The sequence below is a fragment of the Micromonospora sp. I033 genome, from assembly GCF_053890995.1.
In genome coordinates this window covers 1-10679 of sequence record NZ_JBSSLX010000202.1, presented here as the reverse complement: position 1 = coordinate 10679, position 10679 = coordinate 1, and the positions used below count along the sequence as shown (strand labels likewise).

The following is a 10679-nucleotide window of genomic DNA, read 5'->3' as shown; positions in this document are numbered from 1 at the left end:
GCAGGTTGAGCACGCCGGGCAGGTGCTTGAGCACGGTGCGGTTGGCCACCAGGTCGGCCGGGATCCGGCGGACGCCGTCGCGGCGCACCGCGAGCAGTTCCCGGTCGCGGATCATCTGGTGCACCTTGCTGATCGACAGGTCGAGGCGCTCGGCCACGTCCGGCAGGGTCAGCCAGCCGGCCGGGTCGGTCGGCCCGGGCAGGTCGGCGCCGGTGGCGGCGGGTACGGAATCGGTCACCCGACCACCCTGCCACGCGCCCGCCGGGGGCGGTCGGCGGCACCCCGTACCCCGGCGGGAGGGTGCGGCGTTCCACGGCCGTCCGAACCCGGCTGTAGCATCCTGTTCAACCTTCACCCTCCCGACACATAGACTGCCTGCCGATGGACACACAGGTCGCCGACACGTTGCTGGGCTCGCTGATCGACGGGCGCTACCGCATTCGCGGTCGCGTGGCCCGCGGCGGCATGGCGACCGTGTACACCGCCACCGACGAGCGCCTGGAGCGCACCGTGGCGGTCAAGATCATTCACCCGACCCAGGCGCCCGAGGCCCGGGCCCGGATGGCCGGCTTCGTCGAGCGCTTCACCGACGAGGCGAAGACCATCGCCCGGCTCACCCACCCCAACGTGGTGGCGGTCTACGACCAGGGCAGCCACGCCGGCCTCCCCTACCTGGTGATGGAGTACGTGCGCGGTCGCACCCTCCGCGACGTGCTGGCCGAGCGGCGCCGGCTCAACCCGGACGAGGCGCTGGCGATCGCCGAGCAGATGCTCGCCGCGATCGCCGCCGCCCACCGGGCCGGCCTCGTGCACCGCGACGTCAAGCCGGAGAACGTGCTGGTCGCCGAGGCGCCCACCGGCGGCACCAGCCTGGTGGACGGCGTGGTCAAGGTGGCCGACTTCGGGCTGGCCCGCGCGGTCGAGGCCAGCGCCGAGGAGGAGAACGGCAACCAGCTCATGGCCACCGTGGCGTACGTCGCGCCGGAGCTGGTCACCCAGGGCCACGCGGACGCGCGAACCGACGTCTACTCCGCCGGCATCGTGCTGTTCGAGATGCTCACCGGCCGGGTGCCCTACGACGGCGACCGCCCGGTGGAGGTCGCCTGGCAGCACGTCGACCGGGACGTGCCGGCCCCGTCGACCCTGGTGCCGGCGCTGCCCCCGGTCCTCGACGAGCTGGTCGCCCGGGCCACCCGGCGCGACCCCGCCGCCCGCCCGGCCGACGCCGGCGCGCTGCTGGCCGAGGTGCAGACCGCCCGGGACGAGCTGGGCAACGGCAACGCGCACACCGCCGTGCTGCGGCAGGTGAGCGACGAGACGGCCGTGCTCGCGCAGCCCACCATGATGGTGGCGGCGGTCCACCCGGTCGAGCGCCCGGCCTGGGCCCGGCTGCCCGAGGGCGGCGGCCAGCGCCCGCACCGGCGCCGCGCCGTCGAGGACGAGGGCCTGGGCACCCGGCTGGCCGGGCTGCGTACCCGGGTGATGGGGTCGCCGCGCGGGCGGCTGGCGGTCGCCGCGGCGGCCGTGGTGCTCGGCCTGGTGGCCGCGGTGGGCGGCTGGTGGTTCGGGGTGGGCCGCTACACGGTCGCCCCGCAGCTGGTGAGCCTGACCAAGGCCGACGCGGAGGCGCAGGCCGCCCGGGGCGGCTTCACCCTGCGCTACGCCGAGCCCCGCCACGACGACAAGACCCCCAAGGACACGGTGCTGGGCCAGGACCCGGTCTCCGCCACCCGGATCGTCAAGGGCGGCACGATCACCCTCACCCTGTCGCTCGGCCCGGAGCGGCTGCCGGTGCCGGACGTGGTGGGCAAGGACTTCGAGCTGGCCCAGGCCGAGCTGACCGACGCCAAGCTGGTGCCGGTGAAGGGCAGCTCCCGCTACGACGACGCGCTGCCGGCCGGCGTGGTGCTGGCCACCGACCCGAAGGTGGGCACGGTGGTCAAACCGGGCGCGAAGGTGACGGTGATCCTCAGCAAGGGCCGCGCCCCCGTGAGCGTGCCGAACCTGGTGGGCAAGAGCCTCGGCGAGGCCCGCACCATCCTCGGCCAGCTCGGGCTGACCCCGGTGGAGAACTACAAGGACTCCGACAAGCCCAAGGACGAGATCCTCGGCCAGAGCCCGGCCGACGGCACCGGCGTGGAGAAGGGCGCCCAGGTCAAGCTGGAGATCAGCAAGGGCCCGCCGCAGGTGGTCGTCCCCCGGGTCGTCGACCTGCCCTGCCAGCAGGCCAAGCAGGTGCTGGAGAGCCAGGGCTTCCCGGTCAACATCCAGCTCAACCCCAACGGGGTGGCCCGCTTCCAGAACCCGGGCGAGAACACCCCGGTGCCGCCCGGCACCCCGGTCACGGTGACCTGCCTGTGAGCGACGACAGCGTGCGCGGGCGACGGCGGGTCGGCTCGCACACCCCCACCTCGGGCGGCCTGGCCAAGGCGGCGCTGCCCTACGCCGACGCGGCCGGCTCCGAGGCGGTGCAGGTCTACGTCTCCAACTCCCGGGGCTGGGCGCTGCCGGCGGGCGACCCGAAGCAGGACGTGCTGTTCCGGGACGGCTGCGGCGAGCGGGGCCTGCCGGTCTTCATCCACGCCTCGCTGCTGGTCAACCTCGGCTCCCCCACCCCGGCCACGGTCGAGCGGTCGGCGGAGACCCTGGCGCACGCGCTGCGCCGGGGCCGGGCCATCGGGGCCGAGGCCGTGGTGTTCCACGCCGGCAGCGCCGTCGACGCGGGCCACGCCGAGGCGGCCATGCGGCAGGTCCGCACGGCCCTGCTCCCGCTGCTCGACGAGAGCGCGGCGGGCGGCGGGCCGATGCTGCTGGTCGAGCCGAGCGCCGGGGGCGGCCGGTCGCTGGCCTCCCGGGTCGAGCACCTGGGCCCCTACCTGGACGCGGTGGACCGGCACCCGATGATGGGCGTCTGCTTCGACACCTGCCACGCGTGGGCGGCCGGGCACGACCTGGCCGCCGAGGGCGGGATGACCGCCACGCTGGACGCGCTGGTCGCCGCGGTGGGCGCCGACCGGCTGAAGCTGGTGCACGCGAACGACTCGAAGGACCTGTGCGGCTCCACCCGCGACCGGCACGAGAGCATCGGCAAGGGCACCATCGGCGAGCCCGCGTTCGCCGAGCTGATGCGCCACCCCGCCACCGCCGGCGTCCCCGTCCTGGTGGAAACCCCGACGGAGAAGCACGTCGGCCACGCCGCCGACATCGCCACCCTCAAACGCCTCCACCCCTGACCCCCCAATCGTGTTGATCAAGAGGTTTGCGTCGGGATCCGCGCTGCGGATGACGCAAACCTCTTGATCAACGAGGGGGTCAGGCGCGGAGGAGGCCGGTGAGGATCTCCGCGGCGCGGTCGATCTGGGCGTCGGCGACGTCCATGTGGGTGACCAGGCGGGCCGTACGCGGGCCGAGCACGGAGATCAGCAGGCCCTGCGCCCGGGCGGCCGCCGCCAGGGCGGGCGCGTCGAGCGGGTGCTTGGCCAGGTCGAGCGGGACGATGTTGGTCCGCACCACGGTCGCGAGCACCCCGTACGGGGCGACCGCCTCGGCCAGCCGGGCGGCCTTGGCGTGGTCCTCGGCGAGCCGGTCGACGTGGTGCGCCAGGGCGTACCGGCCGGCGGCGGCCAGGATGCCGACCTGCCGCATGCCGCCGCCCATCCGCTTACGGACGAACCGCGCCCGGGCGATCTTCTCGGCGCTGCCGACCACCAGCGAGCCGACCGGGGCGCCGAGGCCCTTGGAGAGGCAGACCGAGAGGGTGTCGAAGAGCGCGCCGTACTCGGCCAGCGGCACCCCGTCGGCGACGTGCGCGTGCCAGATCCGGGCGCCGTCGCAGTGCAGGGCGAGCCGGTGGTCGTCGGCGACCCGGCGCAGCTCGCGCAGGGTGGCCAGGGGGATCACCCCGCCGCCGCCCCGGTTGTGGGTCTGCTCGACGGCGATGGCCCGGGTCGGCACCGCGAAGTAGCCGTCCGGCCGGACCATCCCGGCCACCACCTCCGGGTCGATCTCCGCGCCCACCGCCGGCCAGGTCCGCGACGAGATCCCGCCGTACGCGGCCGCCGCGCCGATCTCGTACGTGACCACGTGCGCGTCGGCGTCGCAGAGCAGCTCGTCCCCCGGCGGGACGAGGAGCTGGAGGGCGATCTGGTTGGCCATCGAGCCGGTCGGGGCGAACAGCGCCGCCTCGTGCCCGAAGATCGCGGCGACCTCGGCCTCCAGCGCGGTGACCGTCGGGTCCTCGGCGTAGACGTCGTCACCCACCTCGGCGGTGGCCATCGCCTCCCGCATCCCGGCGGTCGGCCGGGTCACGGTGTCGGAACGAAGATCGATCAGTTCGTCAGCCACGCAACATCTCCGCAACCAGGAAGGCCAGCTCCAGCGACTGCTGGGTGTTCAGTCGCGGGTCGCAGGCGGTCTCGTACCGGTCGGGCAGGTCGAGGTCCTCGATGCCCTGGGCGCCGCCGAGGCACTCGGTGACGTCCTCGCCGGTCAGCTCGACGTGCAGGCCGCCCGGGTGGGTCTCCAGGCCGCGGTGCACCTCGAAGTAGCCGAGCACCTCGTCGACGATCCGGTCGAAGTGCCGGGTCTTGTAGCCGTTCGAGGACTCGTGGGTGTTGCCGTGCATCGGGTCGCACTGCCAGACCACCTTGGCGCCGGCGGCGGTGACCTTGGCGACGATCGGGGGCAGGGCGTCCCGGACCCGGTGGTTGCCCATCCGGCTGATCAGGGTGAGCCGGCCGGGGACGTTGTCCGGGTTGAGCTTCTCGCAGAGCTCGATGGCCTCGTCCGGCGTGGTGGTCGGCCCGAGCTTCACCCCGATCGGGTTGGCGATCCGGGAGATGAAGTCGAGGTGGGCGCCGCCGAGCTGCCGGGTCCGCTCGCCGACCCAGAGGAAGTGCCCGGACAGGCCGTACGCCCGGCCGCCGGAGATCCGGGTGAGGGCCCGGTCGTACTCCAGCGCCAGCGCCTCGTGCGAGCAGTAGAGGGTGACGGTGCGCAGCGCCTCGTCGTCGGTCATCCCGCAGGCCCGGATGAAGGCCAGCGCCCGGTCGATCTCCCGGGCGATCGCCTCGTAACGCTCGCCGGCCGGGGACTGCTTGACGAAGCCCTTGTTCCAGTCGTGCACCGCGTGCAGGTCGGCCAGCCCGCCGGCCAGGTACGCCCGGAGCATGTTCATGGCGGCGGCCGAGTTGGCGTACGCCCGGATCATGCGCTGCGGGTCGGCGACCCGCGCCTCCGGCGTGGCCTCCAGCGAGTTGATCATGTCGCCGCGGTAGGCCGGCAGGCCCCGCGCGTCGGTCGGCAGGGACCGGGGCTTGGTGTACTGGCCGGCGACCCGGGCCACCTTGACCACCGGCAGCGACGCGCCGTAGGTCAGCACGATCGCCATCTGGAGCAGGGTGCGGGCGTTGGCCAGCAGGTGGCTCTCGGTGTTGTCGGCGAAGGTCTCCGCGCAGTCGCCGCCCTGGAGCAGGAACGCCTTGCCCTCGCAGACCAGGGCCAGCCGCTGCCGGAGCTGGTCGACCTCGTAGGGGGCGACCACCGACGGCACCGTGTCCAGCACCTTGCAGACCTCGGCGACCTGCTCCTGGTCCGGCCAGGGCGGGGTCTGCGCCCGCGGGAGCTCCCGCCAGCGGTCCAGGCCGAGGGCCGCGTCCTCGGCGGAGTCGACGGTCGGGCGACTGGTCTGCAGCCCCGGGCTGCCCACGGCGGGGTGACTCAGCTGATGCCACTCATGGCGCATGGGAGAAAGCGTACGGCGACGGCCGGGGCGGCCTGCCGCCGAGGGGGACGGTTCCGGTGGTTGGGAGATCACCGCCACATCCGGGAACCGCCGCAGGTCGGGACGGGTGCCGGGTCAGGGGGTGGCCGCCGGCCCCGGGGTGTTGCCGCCGGGCGCCTCGCCGGCGATGCACCAGTCGGCACCGGTACGGGTGACGGTGAACAGCAGCGACCGGGTGGCCTTGCGGGAGCCGACGGCGACGGTGACCGTGGTGGTGACCTCCTGGCCGTGCGGGCCGGACCGGACGTCGGTGATGGTGGCCTGCGGGACGGTGAAATGGTCGGCGAAGTCCCCGTTGGGGCCGGTGGCGGCGCCGTCGAAGGCGGCCTGCATGGGCGCGCAGAGCTGGCTGCGCCCGGCGTCGACGTCCTTGGCCGCCATCGCGTCGAGGTACGCCTGGACCCGCTCCCGGCTCTTGGTCGCCGCCTCCTCGGCCGGCGCCCGCTGCGACTGGCTGGCGGGGGCGCCCGCGGGGTCGTCCCCGCCGCCGAGGCCGCAGCCGGCCAGCGTGACCGTCAGGAGCGCGAGCAGCGCCCCGCCGGCCACCGCTCTCGGGTGCGTCGGGCCCATCGGTCCCCTTCCATCGGCGCGGACATCGGGACATGCCGAGCGGCGAGTCTGTCACATCGACGTCGTCGGATGCCGGCCCGCCGGGCCGCCCGGCGGCTGCCACCGGTCCCCGACGACCTGCCCATCCTCGCGCGGATCGCCCCGACCGGCCAGAGCGGCGCGCGGATCGGCGTCCGGCCCCACGAGTGGACGCCGGGCCGGCGGGCACCGACAATGGCGTACCCCTGAAGGAGGTGACGGTCATCCTCGCCGTGGCATCGGTCGACACCGCCTGGCTGCCCCCGGCCGAGCGGTTCGACTTCTGGCAGGACGTGGTCGCCCGCGAGTCGGCGGCGGCCCGGATCAGCACCCCGCACGCGGGCGACTTCGCCGCCTCGGCCCGGGCCGTCGACCTTGGGGTGGTCCGGCTCGGCGTCTGGCGGTACCCGTCGCTGGAGCTGTCCCGTACCCCCCGGCTGATCCACAGCTCGGACCCCGAGCTCTACCAGCTCGCCCTGCCGCTGAACGGCCACGGCGTGGTGTCGCAGCAGCGGCAGTCGGGCCGGCTCGACCCGTCCGGTTTCGCCCTCATCGACACCGTCCGCCCGCACGGCTCCCGGCAGGTGCCGGACCGGGCCGCCGACGCGCTGGAGACGCTGACCGTGCTGGTGCCGCACCGGGCGCTGCCGCTGCCGCCGCGCCGGGTGGCGGCGCTGCTCGCCGCGAAGATCCCCGCCGACACCGGGATGGGCGCCCTGTTGGCCACCTTCCTGCGCCGGCTGGTGGGCCACCCCGAGCAGTACGACGCCTCGGACGCGCCGCGGCTCGACCGGATCGCCCTGGACCTGATCGCCGGCACCCTGGCCCGGCATCTGGAGGCCGAACGGGAACTCCCGGTGGAGGTGCGGGTCACCGGCCTGCGGGCCCGGGTGGAGGCGTGGATCCGGGAGCACCTGGCCGACCCCGGGCTCACGCCGACCGCCGTCGCGGAGGCGCACCACATGTCGGTGCGCGCACTGCACCGGCTCTTCGACGACACCGGCACGACCGTGGCGGCCCTGATCCGCACGGCCCGGCTGGACGGCTGCTTCCGGGACCTGGCCGACCCGGGGCTGCGGCACCTCGCCGTCCACAGGGTCGCCGCCCGCTGGGGCTTCCGGGACCGGGCGCACTTCAGCCGCGCCTTCCGTGCCGCGTACGGGTTCTCGCCCCGCGAGCACCGGGCCCGCAGCATCCGTACCTGAACGGGAGACCGTGCGGGGAGGGGCCGGTGCGGCCCCTCCCCGCCGGGTGGGTGGTGCGTCGGCCCTCGGCTCAGCCGAGACCGCCCTTGATGGCGCCGATCAGCTCACCGTTGCTGGTGTCACCGGAGAGCTCCCAGAAGAACGCGCCACCGAGGCCCTGGTTCTTCGCGTAGGTCATCTTGCCGCCGATGGTCGCCGGGGTGTCGTAGCTCCACCAGTTGCTGCCGCACTTGGCGTAGGCGGTGCCGCCGACCGTGCCGGTGGCCGGGCAGGTGTTCTTGAGCACCTTGTAGTCGTCGATGCCCTGCTCGTAGGTGCCGGGCGCCGGTCCGGTGGCGGTGCCACCGGGAGCCGTCTGGGTGACGCCGGTCCAGCCCCGGCCGTAGAAGCCGATGCCGAGCAGGAGCTTGTCGGACGGAATGCCCTTGGACTTGAGCTTCTGGATCGCCGCGTCGGACCAGAAGCCCTGCTGCGGGATGCCGGTGTAGGAGTAGAGCGGGGAGTGCGGCGCCGTCGGCCCCTGGGCGTTGAAGGCACCGAAGTAGTCGTACGTCATCGGCATGAGCCAGTTGAGGTACGGCGTCGCGCCGGCGTAGTCGGCCGCGTCGATCTTGCCGCCGTTGCTGCCGTCGGCGGTGATCGCCGCGGTGACCAGGGCGCTGGAGCCGAACTTGCTCCGCAGCGCGCTGACCACGTTCTTGAACGCGTTCGGGCCGCTGCTGTCGCACTGGAGGCCGCAGGCGTTCGGGTACTCCCAGTCGACGTCGATGCCGTCGAAGACGTCCGCCCAGCGCGGGTCCTCGACCAGCGAGTAGCAGGAGTCGGCGAACGCGGCCGGGTTCTGCGCGGCCTGGGTGAAGCCACCCGACCAGGTCCAGCCGCCGAAGGACCAGATCACCTTGAGGTGCGGGTACATCTTCTTCAGCTTGCGCAGCTGGTTGAAGCTGCCGCGCAGCGGCTGGTCCCAGGTGTCGGCCACGCCGTCGACGCTGTCCGCGGCGGTGTACGCCTTGTCGTAGTCGGCGTAGCTGTCACCGATGCTGCACCGGCCGCCGGTGGTGTTGCCGAAGGCGTACAGGATGTGGGTGAGCTTGGCCGCCGACCCGCTGGTGTGGATGTTCTTCACGTGGTAGTTGCGGCCGTAGACGCCCCACTCGGCGAAGTAGCCGACCACCTTCTTGCTCCCGCTCGGCGGAGGCGTGGTGGGCGGCGGCGGGGTCGTCGTCGGCGGAGGAGTGCCGCCGGAGCAGGACGCTCCGTTGACCGTGCAGTTCAGCGGCGCCTTGTACGCCCCGGTGCCGTTGTAGCCCCAGCTGAAGCTGGCGCCGGCGGCGAGCGGGCCGGCCCAGCTCTTCTTGACCGCCACGTAGTGGTTGCCGCTGCTGGTGACGTCGGCATCCCAGGAGCTGCTGATGGTGGTGCCCGCCGGCAGGTCGAACTCGATGCGCCAGGTGTCGACGCTGGCGCTGGTGCCGTTGGTGACGGTCACCCTTCCCTCGTGACCGGTCCCCCAGTCCTGGACCTTGGTGAACGTGGCGGTGACGCTGCCCGCGGCGGAGGCGGTCGCCATCGGCACCGCCGCGACCGCGAGCGCGACCACGGCGCCGGCCCAGAGGGCCCGGCGGAGCGATCTCTTCATACGGCGTCTCCCCAAACAGTTAGGAAACTTTCCAGATTGGATGCTGAGACGCTACTCACGCGTCATCACTTCGTCAAGATGTAGATGCATCGATTCATCGGGTCCGGCGTCGGCCGGCCCGCACGGGCCCGTAGCCTCGTCCCATGACCGTTTTCGACGTGCAGATCGACGCTCTCTCCGGCGGCCCGGCCGACCTCGACCACTACCGCGGCCGCGCCCTGCTGGTGGTGAACGTCGCCTCCCGGTGCGGCCTCACCCCGCAGTACGCCGGCCTCCAGGCCCTCGCCGACGAGTACGCGGACCGGGGCCTCACCGTGCTCGGCGTGCCGTGCAACCAGTTCGCCGGCCAGGAGCCCGGCGCCGCCGCCGAGATCGAGGAGTTCTGCCAGGTCAACTACGGCGTGACCTTCCCGCTGACCGAGAAGGTCGACGTGAACGGCCCGCACCGGCACCCGCTCTACGCCGAGCTGGTGTCCATCCCGGACGCCGAGGGGCACACCGGCGACGTGCGGTGGAACTTCGAGAAGTTCCTCGTCGCGCCGGACGGCACGGTGGCCGCGCGGTTCGCCCCCACGGTCACGCCCGACGCCCCGGAGCTGCGCGCCGCGATCGAGAAGGTGCTGCCCCTCGGCTGACGCCTTTGTAGGGAACCTTCCTTGACCGGCCATCGAGCTGTAGCTAAGTTTCAATGACCTCGGACGAGGAGGTCATGATGGAGCGCAGAAAATTCCTGGCCGGCGCCGGCGCGATCACCGCGGGCGCGGTCGCCGCGGCGGCGCCGGGCACCCCGGGGCAGGCGGTACCCGGCATCCGTCGGGTGGCGACCGGCCTGGACGTGCTGGTCGACTCCGGCTTCGCCGCCCTGGCCGGCCAGCGGGTGGGGGTGGTGTCCAACCCCACCGGTGTCGACTCGGCCTACCGGCACCTGGTCGACCTCATGCACGAGTCGGGCCGCGTGCAGGTCGTCGCGGCGTTCGGCCCCGAACACGGGTTCCGCGGGTCCGCCCAGGCCGGCGGCAGCGAGGGCACCGGGACGGACGCCCGCACGGGCATCACGGTCTACGACGCGTACGGCGCCAGCCAGGCCAAGTGGGAGAGCCTGTTCACCCAGGCCGATGTGGACACCGTCGTCTTCGACATCCAGGACGTGGGCGCCCGCTTCTACACCTACATCTGGACGATGTACACCTCGATGGTCGCGGCGGCCCGCGTCGGCAGGCGGTACGTCGTCCTCGACCGGCCCAACCCGGTCGGCGGGCGGGCGTACGGGCCGATGATGACGCCCGGCTTCACGTCCGGCGTGGGGCTGAAGGAGATCATCCAGCAGCACGGCATGACCGTCGGCGAACTGGCCCGGTTCTTCAACGCGGAGTTCCTGCCCGCCGACGCCGGAAGGCCGGTGGAGCTGGAGGTGGTGCGGTGCCGGAACTGGAAGCGTGACCTGCTGGCCGCCGACACCGACCTG

10 protein-coding genes are annotated in these 10679 nt (G+C 73.3%); 5 read left to right on the top strand and 5 right to left on the bottom strand.

Features of this window, described 5'->3' with window-relative positions:
* Positions 1-238, bottom strand: a 238-nt coding sequence (locus tag ACW0Q9_RS25125; RefSeq protein ID WP_456185336.1) for a helix-turn-helix domain-containing protein, incomplete at its 3' end; no start/stop codon positions are given.
* 143 nt (positions 239-381) lie between these two features.
* Here ACW0Q9_RS25125 and pknB point away from each other — a divergent pair.
* Positions 382-2361 carry a Stk1 family PASTA domain-containing Ser/Thr kinase gene (gene pknB / locus ACW0Q9_RS25120; protein WP_456185334.1) on the top strand — a complete coding sequence of 660 codons (1980 nt, stop codon included), beginning with the start codon at positions 382-384 and terminating at the stop codon, positions 2359-2361.
* Positions 2358-3233: a deoxyribonuclease IV gene (locus tag ACW0Q9_RS25115; protein WP_456185332.1), complete on the top strand. Its 876-nt coding sequence runs from the start codon at positions 2358-2360 to the stop codon at positions 3231-3233. Before pknB ends, ACW0Q9_RS25115 begins: the two co-directional genes overlap by 4 nt.
* Before the next feature lie 79 nt (positions 3234-3312).
* Here the strand turns inward: ACW0Q9_RS25115 and ACW0Q9_RS25110 are convergent, their stop codons facing one another.
* The 3 genes from ACW0Q9_RS25110 to ACW0Q9_RS25100 form a co-directional block, all read right to left on the bottom strand.
* Entirely contained in the window at positions 3313-4344 is a 1032-nt protein-coding gene (locus tag ACW0Q9_RS25110; protein WP_456185331.1) for a threonine aldolase family protein, read from the bottom strand.
* Positions 4337-5743 (bottom strand): class II 3-deoxy-7-phosphoheptulonate synthase, encoded by a 1407-nt coding sequence (locus ACW0Q9_RS25105; RefSeq protein ID WP_456185329.1) that lies wholly within the window; start codon positions 5741-5743, stop codon positions 4337-4339. The genes ACW0Q9_RS25110 and ACW0Q9_RS25105 overlap by 8 nt, the downstream gene beginning before the upstream one ends.
* 114 nt (positions 5744-5857) lie before the next feature.
* Positions 5858-6352, bottom strand: coding sequence for a hypothetical protein (locus ACW0Q9_RS25100; protein ID WP_456185327.1), 495 nt, complete (start codon positions 6350-6352; stop codon positions 5858-5860).
* Positions 6353-6585: 233 nt separating this feature from the next.
* On the opposite strand from ACW0Q9_RS25100, the gene ACW0Q9_RS25095 reads away from it, so the two are divergent.
* Positions 6586-7575 carry an AraC-like ligand-binding domain-containing protein gene (locus ACW0Q9_RS25095; RefSeq protein ID WP_456185325.1) on the top strand — a complete coding sequence of 330 codons (990 nt, stop codon included), beginning with the start codon at positions 6586-6588 and terminating at the stop codon, positions 7573-7575.
* Positions 7576-7645: 70 nt separating this feature from the next.
* On the opposite strand, the gene ACW0Q9_RS25090 is transcribed toward ACW0Q9_RS25095, so the two are convergent.
* Positions 7646-9214 (bottom strand): glycosyl hydrolase family 18 protein, encoded by a 1569-nt coding sequence (locus ACW0Q9_RS25090; protein ID WP_456185324.1) that lies wholly within the window; start codon positions 9212-9214, stop codon positions 7646-7648.
* Positions 9215-9357: 143 nt separating this feature from the next.
* Here ACW0Q9_RS25090 and ACW0Q9_RS25085 point away from each other — a divergent pair, with 143 nt between their 5' ends.
* Positions 9358-9849, top strand: a complete 492-nt coding sequence (locus ACW0Q9_RS25085) for a glutathione peroxidase (protein WP_456185322.1) — start codon at positions 9358-9360, stop codon at positions 9847-9849.
* A gap of 53 nt (positions 9850-9902) precedes the next feature.
* The coding region (locus ACW0Q9_RS25080) for an exo-beta-N-acetylmuramidase NamZ family protein (protein ID WP_456185321.1) at positions 9903-10679 on the top strand (777 nt) is incomplete at its 3' end.